The organism is Algoriphagus sp. 4150 (assembly GCF_031457395.1).
Classification (GTDB): Bacteria; Bacteroidota; Bacteroidia; order Cytophagales; family Cyclobacteriaceae; genus Algoriphagus.
On the sequence record NZ_JAVDWS010000020.1, the window covers coordinates 55,451 to 73,264 of the forward strand.

At 42.7% G+C, this 17,814-nt stretch carries 12 protein-coding genes and 1 tRNA gene; 5 read left to right on the plus strand and 8 right to left on the minus strand.

Translation table 11 applies throughout. The features are described from left to right. Nucleotides 1-25: 25 nt before the first annotated feature. The 6 genes from J2X69_RS20090 to J2X69_RS20115 form a co-directional block, all read right to left on the minus strand. Entirely contained in the window at nt 26-1,012 is a 987-nt protein-coding gene (locus tag J2X69_RS20090; protein WP_310107365.1) for an MBL fold metallo-hydrolase, read from the minus strand. 436 nt (nt 1,013-1,448) lie between these two features. Continuing rightward, on the minus strand, nt 1,449-2,357 hold the full coding sequence (locus tag J2X69_RS20095; protein ID WP_310107368.1) for a helix-turn-helix transcriptional regulator: 909 nt from the start codon (nt 2,355-2,357) through the stop codon (nt 1,449-1,451). Nucleotides 2,358-2,369: 12 nt separating this feature from the next. Further along, the gene (locus J2X69_RS20100; protein ID WP_310107371.1) at nt 2,370-2,714 is read right to left on the minus strand and encodes a hypothetical protein; all 345 of its coding nucleotides are present in this window, start codon (nt 2,712-2,714) and stop codon (nt 2,370-2,372) included. 394 nt (nt 2,715-3,108) lie between these two features. Further along, nucleotides 3,109-5,283 (minus strand): molybdopterin cofactor-binding domain-containing protein, encoded by a 2,175-nt coding sequence (locus tag J2X69_RS20105; RefSeq protein ID WP_310107374.1) that lies wholly within the window; start codon nt 5,281-5,283, stop codon nt 3,109-3,111. Continuing rightward, the gene (locus J2X69_RS20110) at nt 5,267-5,743 is read right to left on the minus strand and encodes a 2Fe-2S iron-sulfur cluster-binding protein (RefSeq protein WP_310107376.1); all 477 of its coding nucleotides are present in this window, start codon (nt 5,741-5,743) and stop codon (nt 5,267-5,269) included. Before J2X69_RS20110 ends, J2X69_RS20105 begins: the two co-directional genes overlap by 17 nt. Nucleotides 5,744-5,847: 104 nt before the next feature. After that, on the minus strand, nt 5,848-8,298 hold the full coding sequence (locus tag J2X69_RS20115) for a TonB-dependent receptor domain-containing protein (RefSeq protein ID WP_310107378.1): 2,451 nt from the start codon (nt 8,296-8,298) through the stop codon (nt 5,848-5,850). A gap of 701 nt (nt 8,299-8,999) precedes the next feature. Here J2X69_RS20115 and J2X69_RS20120 point away from each other — a divergent pair. Continuing rightward, a complete protein-coding gene (locus J2X69_RS20120; protein WP_310107379.1) occupies nt 9,000-10,052 on the plus strand; it encodes a histidine kinase in 1,053 nt (350 codons plus the stop codon). Further along, nucleotides 10,049-10,774 (plus strand): LytTR family DNA-binding domain-containing protein, encoded by a 726-nt coding sequence (locus J2X69_RS20125; protein WP_310107380.1) that lies wholly within the window; start codon nt 10,049-10,051, stop codon nt 10,772-10,774. Before J2X69_RS20120 ends, J2X69_RS20125 begins: the two co-directional genes overlap by 4 nt. A 330-nt stretch (nt 10,775-11,104) precedes the next feature. On the opposite strand, the gene J2X69_RS20130 is transcribed toward J2X69_RS20125, so the two are convergent. After that, a tRNA-Pro gene (locus tag J2X69_RS20130) sits at nt 11,105-11,178 on the minus strand. Nucleotides 11,179-11,370: 192 nt separating this feature from the next. Further along, a complete protein-coding gene (locus J2X69_RS20135; RefSeq protein WP_310107384.1) occupies nt 11,371-11,748 on the minus strand; it encodes a hypothetical protein in 378 nt (125 codons plus the stop codon). 451 nt (nt 11,749-12,199) lie between these two features. On the opposite strand from J2X69_RS20135, the gene J2X69_RS20140 reads away from it, so the two are divergent. The 3 genes from J2X69_RS20140 to J2X69_RS20150 all read left to right on the plus strand — a co-directional run bounded on the left by J2X69_RS20140 (nt 12,200) and on the right by J2X69_RS20150 (nt 17,412). After that, a complete protein-coding gene (locus J2X69_RS20140) occupies nt 12,200-13,942 on the plus strand; it encodes a GMC family oxidoreductase (protein ID WP_310107387.1) in 1,743 nt (580 codons plus the stop codon). Nucleotides 13,943-13,945: 3 nt separating this feature from the next. Next, nucleotides 13,946-14,653 (plus strand): gluconate 2-dehydrogenase subunit 3 family protein, encoded by a 708-nt coding sequence (locus tag J2X69_RS20145; protein ID WP_310107390.1) that lies wholly within the window; start codon nt 13,946-13,948, stop codon nt 14,651-14,653. Between the two features lie 1,988 nt (nt 14,654-16,641). Continuing rightward, a complete protein-coding gene (locus J2X69_RS20150) occupies nt 16,642-17,412 on the plus strand; it encodes a cupin domain-containing protein (RefSeq protein ID WP_310107393.1) in 771 nt (256 codons plus the stop codon). Nucleotides 17,413-17,814 lie beyond the last annotated feature (402 nt).

Here is a 17,814-nt window from a genome sequence, read left to right on the forward strand (position 1 = left end):
ACTGAAAATATCGATGATGCTTTTTTTAAAATGCAATTCTCTTTCCAATATTCATCCAGACAATTTGCTCTAAAGCTTCTTGGTGCTGTTCCCTCAAAATCTGTTCGGGGTAGAATATGGGCTCATCGCTCAGGTCAAAAGTACCGTAATGCATAGGAATCCATTGTTTTGCCTTTAGGTCGTGAAATGCTTTAATAGCATCTGTAGGACCGGTATGCGCCGGATGCATAAACCACTGTGGTTCGTAGGCACCTATTCCTATCATGGCAATATCTATTTCATAATCAGATCCTATATCCGTAAAATGCTGTCCATAGCCACTGTCACCGGCAAAGTAGATGGTTTTGCCGGTCGATTTGTCCTGAATCATAAATGAGCCCCAAAGTTGGATATTGGTATCGTTGAGCCATCTTCTAGACCAATGCCGGGAAGGTAAATAGTCAATTGCCAGCGCTTCGGATGTATTGTATTGTTGATACCAACCTGCTTCCTGAACTTGATTCTTTATACCCCAGCTCTTCAGTATTTTTCCGATTTCCAATCCGGTTAGTATTACAGCATCAGGATTAAGTTTCGTAAGTTGCTTTACGCTGTTTTTATCTATGTGGTCACGGTGATTGTGAGAAAGCAATAGGTAATCCACATTGGTGAGTTCCGATAAGTCAAATGGAACTTGTGTGTAGCGTTTCAAAAACATGTTTGAGGATACCACAGGGTCAATCAACAGGCGCTTTCCATTCATATCCACAATAAATGACGCATGGCCAAGTGGGATGATCGCATTACTGCTTTTGTCTGAAATATTTTCTATAAGCTGAAATGTAAGTGGGGTTTGTTGGTTTTTTTTGAGTTTGGCAAGTGGATTATCACTACTCATCCAACGCAAGGCTTCACCAACACTTTTGATGTCATCTCCATATATATTTGTGTATAAGCCATCACCGGTCAATTTATTGCCCGTCCAATCCGGTTTTACAAATTTTAATTCGCTGTTGTGAGTTTTTAACTTCATTTGACAGTTTGAAATTAATAGTAGAAGTAATGGAATTCCAAGGAAATAGTAAAGAGCCTTCATTTGCATATTATAGCTAAGCAATTCTCTCCTTTAATTCCCTTGGCGTATAGCCAAGCAGAATGTACTTTGCTTTAGCTTCTTGCTATCTAATCCGAAATTTGAATAAGATTATGAATCAGATGGATAGGTATAGTTGATTCTATGTCCATTTCATTTTCAGCTTCGACCCGAAGAACATACTCCAATTCGAAGATAAGCCCATTTAGTAAATATCTGATCCATATTTAAGTCTTCGTAGGAATTGAGCCATTGAACTAAATCTCGCTGCGCCAGAGGCCGGAAGAACTTCTACAGTGGAAATATTTAGAGACCTTGCCATGCCTTTTGCTAATTAGAAGGAGTGGTAAAAAGGAAGGGATTGGGAAATCTGATATCAGTTGAACGACTGCCTGAATTCCAGTGGGGAAACCTTGGTCTTCGCTTTGAAAAGTTTGCTGAACGACTGGGGGTGCTCAAACCCCAGGTCATAAGCTATTTCACTGACTGTCAAAGTGGAAGTTGACAGTTTCTCTTTGGCTTTTTCGATCAGCTTCTCATGGATATGCTGCTGGGCTGTCTGTCCAGTCAGAGATTTCAGCAAACTGCTTAAATAACTGGACGATACATTCAGCTTTTCAGCGAGGAATTGTACCGAAGGAAGCCCTTGCGAGACCAGATCATCCCCATCGAAATAATTGATCAGCAACGCCTCCATTTCGTCAAGTAGCTGATGGCTGGCTTTTTTTCTGGTAATAAACTGCCGGTTGTAAAAACGCTCGGCATAGCTCAACAAGGTTTCCAGATGTGCTACGATGATCCCCTGACTGAATCCGTCAATATTTGAGTCATATTCCTGTTTGATATTTCCGATGATATCATTGATGATGAGTTCCTCTTTTTCGGAAAGGAAAAGCGCCTCATTTGATGTGTAGCCAAAGAAATCGTATTGTTTGATTTTTTTAGCCAGAGGAGTATTCCACAATAAATCCGGATGGACGAAAAGCATCCAACCCCTGAGACCGTCCGGCCTCCCCCCTTCTTCACCCCGCAATACCTGTCCGGGTGACATAAATGCCATCAGACCTTCATCAAAATCGTATTTTTGCTGTCCATAAAGCAAGTTGTTACAGCCTCTTTTGATGGATATGACGTAAAAGTCAAATATTACCGCATGCACATCCGCATGATTTTTAAATTGGGAAATATCCACCAAACTGATCAATGGATGCTTTGGCATTTCCAAGCCTGTCAACCGATGGCCTTCTGCAATGGTTTTTATTCTATAAGGTGCAGCGTTTTTCATAGGTAAGGGTTTTCAGGATTTGAAAGGGTATTTTAACCATATCATCACCAATGGCATTGCCAAAAACGGGATTTCCATCAATGCCATTTTGTAATTACCCGCATTGAGTGAGAGCGCCATGATCAACACAATGGTGACCGCATGAAGAACATTGCTTAGCAGAAATGTTTGCGGGAAAAACAACATCAGGCCAATAAGAATAGAAAATATTCCAAAATAGGGCATGATGGCTTTGGATATTCCTAATTCAGCCATCATCTGTGCCTGCTGGGCATTGGCAGGTTGAAATGCGTCCCATCCATGTTTGAGACTCAGGAATGCAGAAATGAATAAGAGTACTATGCTAAAGATTTTCATAATTGAATTAGTGGGCAGGCGTATGTATTAAAGTTAGAATCATAGATCGGGATTTTTGAAGTCTTTTTTCGGGGTTTTTCCGTCTTCTTCATACATATTTGAAGCATGTAATAACTTTCCAAAGTATTTATCCCCTGATTTGTAAAATTCAAATTTCAGTTTGGGGTCTGAATCCACACTTCCCCAAACCACTATTAGTTTTTTAGTTCCATTTTCTTGTTTGTTATTGTATATGCAAAGATGCAATTACTTGATACCACAGACTTAGCCAAAACCACTTTTACTGTAGCCGAAAATATTTTTCACAACCGATTGCATCACTTATAAATACCCACAATTAAGAGTTTTATACGTAAGGATGCTATTGATTTTAACCCACCTCATTTAGCTGTACTCACATAGAATTATTTTCATTTTCCAAGGCTACCTGCAAAGGCAAAGTCCGTAATCGTTTACCAGTCAGATCAAAAACAGCATTCGCTATAGCCGGTGCAATGGGAGAAATAGGGGGTTCCCCTACCCCGGATGGTTTATCGGATCCTTCATACATAATTACTTCGATCTCCGGGGTATCCTTTAGCGTGGCAACCTTATAATTATGAAAGTTGGTTTCTACAAACCGGCCATTTTCTATCGTTCCCTGTTCATGTAAACTTGCACTGATAGCCATCATCGTAGCGCCTTCGACTTGCTGCCGGATCCCTGCGGGGTTTATAATTACACCTGGATCGATCGCTTGGTAAACTTTAGTGATTACAATCTTCCCCTCTTCAATCTTTAACTCCACCACTGCCGCAGCGATTGTCTTATGGTCATCACAAACGGCCACTCCTCTTCCAACATCTTCGGCTATTGGGCGATACCACCCTGATTTTTCCCCGATTAATTCCAGAAGTTTTTTTCTTCTATTTAATTGCTTTGTATCTCCACAGTGATCCAGTCTGAACTTGAGTGGATTTACTCCGGATTTATGGGCCAATTCGTCCATAAAGCTCTCTATGGCAAATGTATTGGCAAACATGCCTACCCCTCGCCACATACACGTTTCAAAAGGTAGGCTGCTTTGCCACATGGTGGTTTTTAGGTTTTCAATAGCATACCTTATCCTCGCACCGTGGCCAGCTACAACAAAGTCAGCTCCTAAAATGGGCTCCACAAATTTTGGCATGGCCATGAAACCCATCGGACCGGAGGCAAAGTCATGTTGCATTCCCAGAATTTTGCCGTCATCAGTCAATTTCCCACTAAGGACGTGATGGGTGTTTGGCCTTACAAACCCATTTTGAAACTCCTGCTGTCGATTGTAAAGCAGATGTACAGGCTTGCCTACGGCTTGGGATAGTTTGACGGCCTCTACAGCATTGTGTTTGAAGGTCCGCCTACCGAACCCACCTCCCAAAAAAACAGGTACCATTACTATGTTTTTGCTACTGAATCCCAACCTATCTGAAATGGATTGCTGCATGAAAGGGAGATGTTGGTGGGAGGTATAGATCGTAACCTTGTCATCCACCACATCCGCCACTACAATACTTGGCTCCATGCCGGCATGAAAACCAATGGGCGTTCGGTATTCACTTTTAACTTCTTCGGATTGAACCCTGCCGGTACTGCCCTCTTTTTGAATATTGACTTCGGTTCCAATACCCACCGTGACTGCTTCAATGGCATCTTTGGTGTTGTAGTTTGGATTATATTCCCAAGCTGCCTTTACTTTAGCGAGGGCTTCTTCTGCCGCATATCTGGTGCCGGCCACTATCCCAATCCAATCTTTATCCTGCACTACTTTCAAGACACCGACTGCGCTCTCAGCCCTACTTAAATCCGCATTTTTTAGTTTCCCACCAATATAGGGGCTGTACATCACCGCCCCGTAAACCATATTGGGAAGGGTGGTATCAATACCGTAAATAGGCTTTCCCAATACTTTATCCGGCAAATCAATCCGATTAAATTCCTTTCCTACGTATTTAAAGGCTGAAGCGGGACGCAAAGCAGGGGTTTCGGCTGTTTCCCATTTTGAAGTTTGCTTTGCCAAGCCGGCATAGGTTACTTCCTTGCCTGCTCCATATAAAACCCCTGCTTTTGTTTCGATGGAATCAGGCCCAACTCCCCATAATTTGGATGCTTCAAGCTTTAAGGTTTCCCGCAAAGTGGCAGCCACTTCACGGATATTTACATAGAGCGAAGAAGTACTGTTGCTGACCCCTGTATTTCCCAAAATCCCGTTAGCCGAAGTTGCATGAACCACTTTTATTTTATCCAAGTCAATATCCAATTCTTCTGCCGCGAGCATGGCAAAGCCTGTAAAAATACCCTGCCCCATTTCTACTTTAGGGGATTTTAAGGTAATGGTATTGTCCACATTTACCTCAAACCACAAGTGTGGACCAAAATCGGAAATTCCTGACGGCATATCCATTTCTGCCACAAAGCCACTCAGCCCCCTTCTTATGACAGACCTTCCAAAATAAAGCAGGGCCATAGTACCTGACACGCCAATTCCGGCGCCTTTCAGAAACTTTCTTCTGGAAATCCCCTTTTTGGAGCCCTTATTTGATCGATCCATGAGCTTTGATTTTAGAAGCCAGAAGAATTGCATTGATTATTCGTGGATGGGTACCGCAGCGGCAGATATTTGAAATTCCGTTCTTGATGTCCTCCACAGTTGGGGTTGGATTTTCTTCCAAAAGCTTGGCAGCTGCCATCATAAACCCGGGCTGGCAGTAGCCACATTGAGGCACTTGGATTTCCATCCAGGCCTGTTGTACCGGATGTAGATTGGCTTCGTCTTCAGAAAGGCCTTCGATGGTTGTTACTTGTTTGCCCTCTGCCATTTTTACCGGATAGGAACAGGATCTTATCAAATCTCCATCCACATACAGTGAGCAAGCACCACACAGCACTTTGCCACAGCCAAACTTGGTGCCTTTTAAATTAGCCAGATCTCTCACTGCCCACAGTAGGGGCATATCCGGATCGGCTTCCAATACTATTGGTTTTTCATTGATGATTAGACTTACCTTCATGAAAGTGGTGTTTAAGCTGAATGATTAGATTTTTCCGGTATCAAAATGCACTTTGAAGAGAGAAGCAGACGGCATGTTTTTACCGAACGTGCGTAATGCTTGGACTATAGTTCGATTTTCAGTCCAAACGTTGGGAACATTCCAAGTCCTGAGCGTGAAACCTCTCCGGAAAGCGGGATGAACTGTTCAAAATTCACATTGAAAGTATTTTGGATATCGGTAATGTCCAGAAACACGGTCAGATCACTTCGCTTCATCTGTATATTGTAGTCAGCCCTGATATCAAAGCTCACAAAATCGTCCAACAACCTACCGTTTCTTGAGATTAACTCCTGTGAGTAACGTAACATGCTCTGGTCATTAAAAACATTCTCGTGTACGATAAAATCATCAATCGGACGTCCTGTGGAGTACCTGAATTTGGCGGATAGCACCCATTTGTGATTTGGCTTGTAACTTGCCAAGGCACTGAACACATGGGGTATATTGAATGTAAAGTCGTATTCTCCCAAGCCATCATTATCATCCCTCACACTTTGCATATAGGAGTAACTTACCTGGCCATAGTATTTTTTTGAAAGCCTTTTGATCAAACTGAAATCAGCACCATACGCATAGCCTGTACCGTCATTTGTCAGATAACTCTCAGCACGGTTTGGCTGTACGATCAAATCATCAAACTGCTTATGCCAAGCCTCTGCCACAAATTTCAAATCCCCTGAGAATTGCATTTTGTAGCCGAGGATATTCTGAATGGTCCGCTCGTTTTTGATTACCTCACCAAAACTTTGTGCGGCGACATTGGAATAGGCCACATCCTGATAATAAATACCGGTGGCAAAATTGATACTCTGTCTATCCCCCAATGTCAGACTACCGCTCAACCTTGGAGAAATAGTGTGCTGCTCCGCAAAGCCTGTGTAATCGTAACGTAATCCCGGATTAAGGGTCAATCGATTTGAAACATTCCAAGAAAGGCTGACATATGCCGAACCGTTGAAAGCCGTATTTTCGAAGGAGGAATTGTATCGTGCCGGATCCAAAATCTGGTAATATTGGGAAGGGTCAGGACGGAAATCCGTAGACCGAAAGGTATAAAGCGTATCGGTTCGGGCTAGATTTCGCTCATAATCCAAATTGACGGCAATGGCATCAATCCCCGCTGTTAAGGTGACTTTATCGTAATTCTTGGTATAGATGGACCGGTACCCTATCTCCTGCTGGTCATTTTTTATAGTTCGGAGATCATCCCTGTATGCACCAAACGCCGGATTTAGTATTTCACCGTCTGAAGCCAGGGAGGGTGTATAATAGCCGAATCTGTTGTCCACGGTAGAAGCGCGGAAATAAAGTACATTTTTCCAATAACTGGATGTACTGGTCAGTGTACGCAGATTCAAACCTACCAAGGTATTGCTTCCTCGATGGTTATAGAGGACCTGTCCCGCACTGTTGTCATCATTGATATAGGTACCTGCCTCGATATCATCAATACCCCTGTTGGGCCGCTCCGGATTGTACATGGCAATGAAGGATAGCTTATTTTTGGCATTGATCTCCGTGGTCGTTTTTACCAGATAATCGCCCAGCGATATCGATCCCATATTGGGCACTCCTGTGATGCTAGCCACACCTGCAAAATTCTGGTAGCGTGCAGAAGTAAAGAGGCTTGTCTTTTTGGTAAGCGGGCCATCATAAATCAATGTCACCCCCAAAAGCTCCAATTGAGCGCTGAGAGAACTGCTTTCTCTATTTCCTTCTTTGATACCAAGTCCAAGGTAAGAGGAAGATTTCCTGCCAAAAGTGGCATCAAAGCCCCCATTTTGAAATTGAACATTATCCACTACACGGGGAGCAAAAATGCTAAACCTCCCCCCATTAGGATCATTGAAACCTGAGGAGATCCCCTCAGCTTCCAGGTGTGACAGATTGAACATCGGCATGTCATCCACCATGTACACATTGTCCTGTGTGCCCTGTCCCCTTGCCGCAATAGCCGAGAATTGAGCCCCTGCACTTACTACACCGGGCAAAACGGCAAGCGCTCTCATGATATCCCCCTGTGATCCGGCATTTCGAAATATTTCTTCCCTGGAATATGAAAATGCAGATACTGGGGTGGATGGATTGTTCTCGCCTTTGAATGCGACTACAGTCACTTCTCCAAGCTGGCCCACATCATCCAGCAGCTCGAATTCAGCATAGTAGGTTTTATTTGTTGATATTACTATATCAGTAACCTTTTTGGTCTGAAATCCAATAAATGAAAGCGTAAGTGAATGGGATCCGGTAGGTACGTTTTCAATCGAAAAGTTTCCATCGATATCCGTAATGGCGCCCAGTTGGGTATTGTCCAACTGAACAGTCACACCAATCAGCGGTTGCTTGGTAGCTTGTTCAATTATTTTCCCCTTAAGCCCTCCACTAGTCTGGGCAACTGACAGGATACTCATCATACTTAACAACAAAGTCATTATCAGTATTTTATCTGATCTATAAAAATTTCTTTCTTTTGGTTTGTAGAGATTCATGCTACGTATCTTTTGTAAATTCATATCCTGCAATTGATGAAACAAAATTGGCTCGCCTTTTCCGAACAGGTTTAGCCAAAAACGTTTATGTTGTAGCCAAAAACGACCTAAAGAAAAATCAGTATTTCTCATTGGATGGCTTTGTGAACGGCTTGTTTTCAAGCTCTTGGGATGTGGTTTTCGATGTGGTAATGGTTTGGTCCTCTTCATAGTACTTATAGTTATTTGCTTCTGGATTTTGCTTTCGATGAGTGCTAAAGTAGCCGCCATTCCAACACCCCATTTTTGAATTATACCAAATGGGCTAGCTTTTATAGCAAATGGGTTTCTGAGCAAAACGAACTGTCTGGCACTATTTAAAAAGGGCAAAAAAAATCAGGCGGTCACCCGTTCCTATCCCGGATTATTAAACCCGAAAATCAAAATCTGCTTAGCCAAAAAAATCAATCATAAACGAACTATGCAGGCAATCGTTTTACAGGGTTTCATCTAATAGGTGTAGGCTTTGGTATAAAAAAAAGTGTTTGTTCCCAAATCTGTTTTAGTTTTACCTACTATCGGGGAAATCGCCTATCAAACTCCCAATTGGTAGAACTTTCCAAGGGTTAATCTTCTTGAAAGTAAGCATACTGATTTTGTCGATTTCTGACCTCTAATTTGCAAGACCTTGAAGGGTTTTAAGATAAAAGCGATTTCCTTGGACCAACTACCCGGTAATAGATGTTATGAGTAATTCAGAAAAAAGTTCAGTGATGGAAAAAGATTGGGTATATAGATTTTTTGTTTCTTCCGACTACAGGTTGGCACGCCATATTTCATTGATTATATTCATCACATTAGTTTTATTCAATAGCCTACCGCAATTTATTGAACCGGTTCAGTCCATTATCAATAGTGGACTTGTGTTGGTTTTTGTTTTGCTGTTTTACCTGAACATGTACTGGTATGTGCCCCGCTTTTTCTTCACCGATCGCTATTTCGCCTATGCATTATCGGTAATTTCCACCATTGCCATTATTTCTGCCATCTATTTTTTCAGCTGGGACATTTTGGCTTCCTATAGAAGGGCCGATGCCTATAGAGAAGCTGCAGGTTTTCTTTCGGTGTCTTTTGTAGTCCTTATGCTGACTATGGCTTCTACTGCCATCAAATTGTTTCAACGCTCTGTTCTAGATAGCCTGCGGATAAACGAGCTGGAAAAAACGACACTGAGATCTGAAATGGAGCAACTCAAAAACCAGATCAATCCGCATTTTCTGTTCAATATGCTTAACAATGCTAACGTACTCACGCAAAAGGATCCTGTGAAGGCATCGCAAGTACTGATGAAGCTCAGCGATCTGCTTAGGTATCAATTGTACGATAGTGCCAGAAGCAGTGTGCTGCTCACTGCTGAAATCCATTTTTTGGAAGATTTTTTAAATTTGGAGCAGATAAGAAGGGATAATTTTGAATACCTTGTTTCAAAGCAAGGGGAATTAAGCTGGGTTCAGATTGCACCATTACTCTTGATCACCTTTGTGGAGAATGCCATAAAGCACAATGTGGACTTAGAAAAAAAGTCCTATGTCCATCTGTATTTTGACGTGAGCCATAACCAATTGCTCTTTAAATGCATCAACTCAAAACCGCGCATTGTTTCCAAAAAAACGGAAGTGGGAGGATTGGGATTAGCCAATGTAAAGCGCAGACTGGAATTGATTTATCCTGCAAAACATGCCTTACAGATAGAAGATAATACCGACACATATAGCGTATCATTAACCATCAGCCTATGACCTGCATTATTGTAGATGATGAACCTTTGGCAAGAGAAGCCATTCAATTATTGGTGGGAAAAACCAAAGATCTGCTACTGCTGAACAGTTTTGGCAGTGCCAATGCCGCCTCCGCATTTTTAGCCGACCATATAGTAGATCTTATTTTTCTGGACATTCAGATGCCGGGAATCACCGGGATTGAATTTGCCAAGACCATATCCCAAAAAACACTCGTTATTTTCACCACGGCTTATAGTGAATTTGCCCTTGACAGCTATGAAGTGGAAGCAGTCGACTACCTGATCAAGCCGGTACGCTTTGACCGGTTTCAAAAAGCGGTGGAAAAAGCGCAAGGGTGTTTCAAACTGCTTGAGGCTGACCATTCGAATAACAATATTGAAACGATAGCAGCTGATTATTTCTTCGTGAAGGCAGACCGAAAAACCTTCAAAATATTCTTCAAAGACATTCTGTATATCGAAGGACTAAAAGATTATGTCGTATTGCATACAGAAGAAAGGAAGCTTATAACGGCCATGAATGTTAAGACTATCCATGACCAATTACCGCATCAGCTTTTTGTCAGAACCAGTAAATCATATATTGTCAACGTGCGGCACATATCCTCTTTCGACAACAATACAGTGTACATTGGCCAAAGTGAAATACCCATCGGAGACATATACCGCAGGTATTTCTTTGATGAATTTGTTACTAAGAAACTGATTGGGAGAGGGTAGTCTGATATCTTATTTATGATTGCCAATTCAGTACGTAGATTGGCTGTAGTTTTAACAGATTTGTTGTTTAAGAATAGTCCAGTCGTTAATATCTTCAAATAATGTCAAACCGCTCCCTGTATCAACAGGGGAAGCAAAAAGTTGGCAAAAATGACGGGTTGAACCGGATAACCCCACCCAAGCCCCGAAAAATCCTGACTGAAAAAGGCCTGCCCTCCCCTTTGCCAAGACATTTTTATTCATGCGGTTACGATAAGTAAAGGATTCTGATCCTACGAACAGGACAAAAAAAAGCCTTCGGATTTTCATCCAAAGGCTTGACTTGCTAAGTCGGGGTGGCAGGATTCGAACCTACGACCTCCACATCCCAAATGTGGCGCGATACCGGGCTACGCTACACCCCGAACTTTCATTAATTCGATCCTTGACTTGTTCTTGAATCGGATGCAAATGTAGCAAAATTTATTTCTGGCAAACAGTATTTTTTCAATCATTATGAAAAAAAGCATGCGCCCTTTTCACAGGATGAATAAATGGATTGATAATGAGAGTTTTAGATTTGTGGGGTTAGAAAAAAAAACAAAGATTAAGAAACCCTACTCATGTACAAGTACCAGAGTCAACTTATATCGCACAGGATCAGATACGTCCAGATCAAGTTTGTAGGTGTAGTACCCCATGGGAAGCGGTGTTTCTCCTACATAGTCATATGGTTGGTGTCGTATTTCTGTAGCATTAGCGATTAAGCTCACAAACCCATATCGATATGCTGACTCAAATTTTTTGTAGTCTGTTTTTTTTCCTGCTTTAATAGTGCCGAACTTAATATTTCCAGAACCGGAATTTACCAAGACATCTTTAAAATCAATTTTAGAGCTGTTTTCAATCCTGATTTGCACGCCGTTGGGATCCGATTCTTCAGAACAAGAAGTAATAAAAACTAAAAGAAGAAGGTAGAGGACTGTTTTCATCATGATTTTCAAAACGATAGGTTTACTTAAGACGAATACCGACAGCAATTTGCTACTACTGCCCATTTTTGTGATTATATGCTTCCTTCCCAGTATTTCGGATTGCACCTCTAGACCTATATAGGCAGATTTACTTGAAATTTTTAAAAGGTCTAAAACCCATTCATAAAAAAATTATGAAAGTATAGTTCTTTAGTTAAAGGAATATTCATTCAATCTTACCCACCCTAAATGCCTCATTCTCGCTAAATAAGGGGATAAGTTATGCTGGGGCAATGATTAAGAGAGCAATGCATGTATTTTGGATTGAGTCTGAATAGGTAATTCAGCAAGTTTGGGAGGAAATAATTTTGTTAATTTAGGTTCGCATGGGTCGAGCTGATTGATACTTGGAAATCCGCTTCACCTTTTACCAAAAAAAATTGAATCACAGCAATAAAGTAAATTCTATCTAATGAGTTTTCAAATCAAAAATTCCGGTGAGGCCTACGATGTAATTATTGTAGGTTCAGGAGCAGGGGGTGGGATGGCCTCCAAAATTCTTTCTGAAGCAGGTCTTTCTGTCGCCGTAGTAGAAGCGGGTGGCGATTTTGATCCGGCAAAGGACGAAGATCGTACACAACTTAGACCCCCATGGGAATCTCCAAGAAGAGGGGCAAGTACACGGATTCGTCCATTTGGTGACTTTGATGCGGCCATAGGTGGTTGGGATATCGAAGGGGAGCCATATACTAAGAAGAATGGGACTGAGTTCGACTGGTTCCGGTCAAGGATGGTCGGAGGAAGGACTAATCACTGGGGGCGTATATCCCTGCGATTTGGACCCAATGATTTCAAACGTGCGAGTATTGACGGATTGGGCCATAACTGGCCAATCGGATACGAAGATTTAAAGCCCTACTACGATAAGGTTGATAAACTGATTGGTGTATTTGGTACCAAAGAGGGGATTTATAATGAGCCGGATGGATTTTTCCTACCCCCTCCCAAGCCTCGTCTGCATGAGCTCTATATGAAGAAAGGCGCTGACAAAATCGGTGTGCCGATGATACCGGCACGTCTGTCCATGCTTACCCGTCCTATCAATGAAGAACGGGGCGTATGTTTCTTCTGTAGCCAGTGTAATAGAGCCTGTCAGGTATATGCGGATTTCTCTGCCGGTACCTGTTTGGTTCATCCTGCGATGAAAAAAGGGAAAGTGGACCTTTACACTCATTCCATGGTAAGAAAGGTAACGACCGACGACAGTGGTAAAGCTACAGGTGTTTCCTTTGTCAGCAAAGTAGACATGAAAGAATACAAGCTGAAATCCAGAGTAGTTGTTCTGGGGGCTTCAGCATGTGAGTCAGCCAGGATCATGATGAATTCCAAGTCCAAAACACATCCGAATGGGTTGGGAAACAGCTCAGGAATGGTAGGCAGATACCTGCATGATTCTACCGGATCAGATCGAATGGCTATTGTGCCAAATCTAATGGATCGTGAGCGTTATAATGAGGATGGAGTAGGCGGAATGCACATGTATACGCCTTGGTGGGGTGATAATAAGAAACTGGATTTTGCCCGTGGGTATCACATAGAATACTGGGGTGGCATGAGCCAGCCTGCCTATGGCAGTGGTGGAAGTATGAATTCCATGCGTCAGTACATCAAGGATGAGTTTGGCGAACCAAGCCAAAACGGGGGATACGGTGTAGGACTGAAAAAAGACATCCGCAGACTTTATGGCTCTACCTTGGGAATGTCAGGTCGGGGCGAAAGTGTACCTATGTATGACAACTACTGTGAGATTGATCCGAATGTAGTAGATAAGTACGGGATACCTGTTTTGAGATTCAACTACAACTGGACCGATCAGGAAGTAAAGCAGGCCAAGCACATGCATGACACCTTTGAGGAAATCTTGACAGAAGCGGGTGGTATATTGCTTGGTTCCAAACCGGGACCTGAAACCAAATACGGCTTATTGGCTCCTGGAAGAATTATCCATGAAGTGGGAACTACCCGAATGGGAGATAATCCGTCCACTTCGGTGTTGAATTCCAATTGTCAGGCCCATGATTGTGACAACCTGTTCGTAGTAGATGCAGGTCCTTTTGTGTCTCAAGCGGATAAAAATCCAACATGGACCATTTTGGCTTTGGCATGGAGAACTTCCGATTACATTGTTTCAGAATTGAAAAAGAAAAATATCTAACCCATGAACAGAAGAGAAAATCTAAAATTACTCTTTACCGGCTCAGTCGGTACAGGTTTAATGCTGACAGGCTGTTCACCGGAGCAGCAAGCACTTCCTGTGAAAGATTTACTTTCCGGAGGTACCATAGGAGGAAGGACTGAGGAAGAAAAACAACGGGATCAGGAGTTGCTTTCCGATACCTTTTTTACAGATGAAGAGCGCAAGAAGCTTAGTACACTAGTCGATATCATCATGCCCAAAGATGATGAGTCTCCTGCTGCCACGGAAGTGGGAGTGGTGGATTTCATGGAGTTTATGATGAAAGATCAGCCGGCAAACCAGACAGGTATGAGAGGTGGTCTGATGTGGTTGGATTTCGAAGCGGATGAGAAATTCGGCAAGTCATTCAATGAACTGAGTGAGTCTGAAGTCATTACGATTGTAGATGAAGTAGCCTGGCCTGAGAAGGCAAACCCGGAGTATGAAGGAGCTGTACGTTGGTTTAATATGCTTCGCAATCTTACCTGCTCAGGTTATTTCTCCACAGCAGCCGGATGGAAGTATATTGGCTATGTAGGAAATACTCCGAACGCCTGGGATGGTGTGCCACAAGAAGTAATGGATAAGCATGGGTTCAAGTTGGAAGAGAAATACATCCCTCAATACCTTAAACCGGAGGATCGGGGCACCATTGTTCAATGGGATGATGATGCCAATATAATTGGATGATTTAACTAGCTCCAATTTTAATTGCAACAAGCCAATGGGTGTGAACTCATTGGCTTTTTTTGTTGGCTTAGAATTTTGCTGATTTGCCTTTGGAAATTTTATTCAAATATCAAGGTTTAGCCGTCCGTGATGATACGAAAGGCGGCATAGTGCTTACCTGGCCTTCCGTCACTACCATCTACACAAGACACTGTATTTAGCACTTTGTTTAGTGTGAATGCGGGGAGGGCTGTTCCCGAAAGCGAAGCGCTTCGGGAGGCCAGACGGCTGGCTTGGGGGGGAGAAGCTTTGCTGAGACTTGACTTTTTGCCTGCCCGACGCGGCGGGGTTCTTTTGCGTCAAGGCAAAAGAGCGGAAGAGAAAAACTCAATACTATAGATTTGGGGCAATAGAAAGATTGAAGATTGATAAACACAAATGCACCTTTCCATCCTCCTGCACTTACGCTCATTTCCCACAAAATCTGTGGCCAGGAGACAATGATCTTTGATCTTTTTTAAACCGGGTTGAAACCCGGTGCTACAAATCTGCCATGCCTACGGCATTGCTTCGTATTTACAGAGTCTGGAGATACATCCCGAACGGTAGAATTTCCTGTTCTAGCCGTCCGTGATGACACGGACGACGGCATAATGCTTACCAAACCTTCCGTCTCTACCACCTACACTACATACTTCAGAATTAGTAGCTAAGTTTAGTGTCAAGAGTAGGCCATGGAGTACATGCGGTTTTTGAGACGCAGGAGCAGCCGTTAAAAAAATCGGCTAGCTCCGAGCTTGCCTCGGAGATCCGCCGATTTTTAGGCAGCGAGAAGTTCCAAAAATCAAATCGGTCATTAATCTTTTGTATTCGTGATTTCTTAGCCGATTTGAAGCATAGACTCTGGCAAAGGCTTTTGGATACTTTTGGCCTTCAAAAGTATCAAGGAAAAAACACTTCAACTTTATCGATAAGGGTAAATAAAGAAATTGAGGATAGATAAAAAATAACCAACTCACCTTTCCACCTCCTGCACAGACTCCGATTTCCGGTTAATAATCCGGGGCAGGAGACAATGGACTTTGAACTTTTTAAACCCAGCATTGAAATGCTGGGCAATATAATCGGCCATGCCTCCGGCATTGCTTCGTATTTACGGCAGCATGGTGTTAACCTGACGTTCTGTCTCTGCCAACTGCACTAGATAATCGATTTGGCACCTTGGTTTAGTGCGAGGGCGCGGAGGTGGTCGCAGCAGCGGGCCAGACGGCTGGTATGCGGGGAGAAGCTTTGCTGCGACTTGGCTTTTTGCCTGCCCGACGGGCGGGGTCCTTTTGGGCCAAGCCAAAAGGACGGAAGAGAAAAACTCAATACTATAGATTTGGGACAATAGAAAGATTGAAGATTGATAAATACAAATGCACCTTTCCATCCTCCTGCATGGACTCTCATTTCCAGACAATGATCCAGGTCAGGCTTGTCCGCCGCAGGAGGAAGACAATGGCCTTGTTTCCTTATTCAACCTAGGGTTGAAACCCTAGGCTACCTAATAGTGCCTACCTACGGCAGGCTTTAATTTCTTCGGGATTTGGAGATAAATCAATCTAAATTCTATCCACACACTATATGTGAACCTTTAACCTTTTAACCCTTAACTTCACGTTTGCATGGTGCAGAGGGACTGCGTGGTTTTTATTCCTTAAAACCCATGCAGCCTTGCCTCTGACTTTTTCCACACAAAACCTTGTAAGGGTTAAGGTTCTCTCCGGTGTTACAACGAGGAGTTTGGAAGGTTAATTCTCTGAGCTAGCCTTTAAAAGATGTTAAGTGTAATCCCGGTTGGTCAGCAAACCAATTTTCCACCCCGTTCCACATTATCTTGTCTGAGGGATTTTCTTAGGAAGAGCCTGAACCAAAGTTGGTATTATGGATTGATTCTCATTGTCGTATAATCATTTTTTCAATTTCTATTACTTATCTTTATCAAGCTACCATCTACAATTTTTAGCATGAAACTTAGACTCACTTCCATATTTTTCCTTATGACACTTTCTGCACTTGCACAACTCCAACCAATAAAATCAGGACTATACAAATGGGATGATCACCGGGTAATTACCAATGAAGATCGCGTGGCAAGGCCGATTTTCGAAGGGATTTCCTCCCACTTTGAATATCTGGAGATGCATGCTACCACACAGCCCGCAGGTGCCAAACCCAGTACAGCTCATGCCAATGAAGATATTGAAGAGATCATTATAGTGAAAGAAGGATTGATGGAGGTGACAATAGAAGGGCAAAGTTCTATTTTGGGAGCAAATGGGGTGGTGTCGTTGATGCCACGACAGATGCATTCTCTTTCCAATGTGGGAGAAAGTCCCCTTACTTATTTTGTGATTCGGTATCGCTCCAAGAAAAAAATGGATATAGAAAGAGGAATAGCCTCAGGAAATTCTTTGGTGATCAATTCAGATTCACTCGCTTTCAAACCAAATAACAACGGGGGAAGTCGAGCCTATTTTGATAGGGCTACTGCAATGTGTGAGCGGCTTGAGATGCATGTGACGACGTTGGATAACATGGGGCCGAGTCACGAACCGCATGTGCATAAGGAGACGGAAATGATCCTTATGATTTCCGGAAATACGTCCATCACTATAGATGGGAAAGAGTACAGTGCCGGTGCGGGTGATTTTTATTTCATAGAGTCCCAGTTGCTCCATGGTATTCGTAATACTGCCGATCAGCCGACTTCATATTTTGCTTTTAAATGGAAGTGAAGTTTTGAATACGGCTGGTTGGGTAATATCTCACTGCATTTTGGGTCGCCACAAATCCGTGCCGCCGACCGTCTCATCACGGAAGGCTACAACCGGAAATCCAACCGTTCGTGGCGACGCAAACTGTGGCGGAATATTAATTAGAAACTGCAGGCAGGAAACTGCAATTATCGAAATCCAGTCAGAGTGGTAATATGCTTTTTTGCCCGGAGACTAGCGCAACTCCCCCTTCTGCACATATTATTGTCATGGAAAATAGTAATTGTCAAAGGGGGCTAGGGAGATTTTGAGTAGATTTTTACAACTAAAGACTAGGGGTTTGAATTCAAATCAGTGTAAACTGTCAATTTCTCTATTCACCCATATCGATAAAGTTGAAGTGTTTTTCTTGATACTTTTAGT

What these genes read in the sequence shown, in the direction of transcription:
- J2X69_RS20110 (WP_310107376.1), bottom strand. Translation starts at nt 5,743, where the DNA reads ATGAAGGTAAGTCTAATCATCAATGAAAAACCAATAGTATTGGAAGCC.
- J2X69_RS20145 (WP_310107390.1), top strand. Translation starts at nt 13,946, where the DNA reads ATGAACAGAAGAGAAAATCTAAAATTACTCTTTACCGGCTCAGTCGGT.
- J2X69_RS20135 (WP_310107384.1), bottom strand. Translation starts at nt 11,748, where the DNA reads ATGATGAAAACAGTCCTCTACCTTCTTCTTTTAGTTTTTATTACTTCT.
- J2X69_RS20105 (WP_310107374.1), bottom strand. Translation starts at nt 5,283, where the DNA reads ATGGATCGATCAAATAAGGGCTCCAAAAAGGGGATTTCCAGAAGAAAG.
- J2X69_RS20125 (WP_310107380.1), top strand. Translation starts at nt 10,049, where the DNA reads ATGACCTGCATTATTGTAGATGATGAACCTTTGGCAAGAGAAGCCATT.
- J2X69_RS20090 (WP_310107365.1), bottom strand. Translation starts at nt 1,012, where the DNA reads ATGAAGTTAAAAACTCACAACAGCGAATTAAAATTTGTAAAACCGGAT.
- J2X69_RS20095 (WP_310107368.1), bottom strand. Translation starts at nt 2,357, where the DNA reads ATGAAAAACGCTGCACCTTATAGAATAAAAACCATTGCAGAAGGCCAT.
- J2X69_RS20150 (WP_310107393.1), top strand. Translation starts at nt 16,642, where the DNA reads ATGAAACTTAGACTCACTTCCATATTTTTCCTTATGACACTTTCTGCA.
- J2X69_RS20120 (WP_310107379.1), top strand. Translation starts at nt 9,000, where the DNA reads ATGAGTAATTCAGAAAAAAGTTCAGTGATGGAAAAAGATTGGGTATAT.
- J2X69_RS20140 (WP_310107387.1), top strand. Translation starts at nt 12,200, where the DNA reads ATGAGTTTTCAAATCAAAAATTCCGGTGAGGCCTACGATGTAATTATT.
- J2X69_RS20100 (WP_310107371.1), bottom strand. Translation starts at nt 2,714, where the DNA reads ATGAAAATCTTTAGCATAGTACTCTTATTCATTTCTGCATTCCTGAGT.
- J2X69_RS20115 (WP_310107378.1), bottom strand. Translation starts at nt 8,298, where the DNA reads ATGAATTTACAAAAGATACGTAGCATGAATCTCTACAAACCAAAAGAA.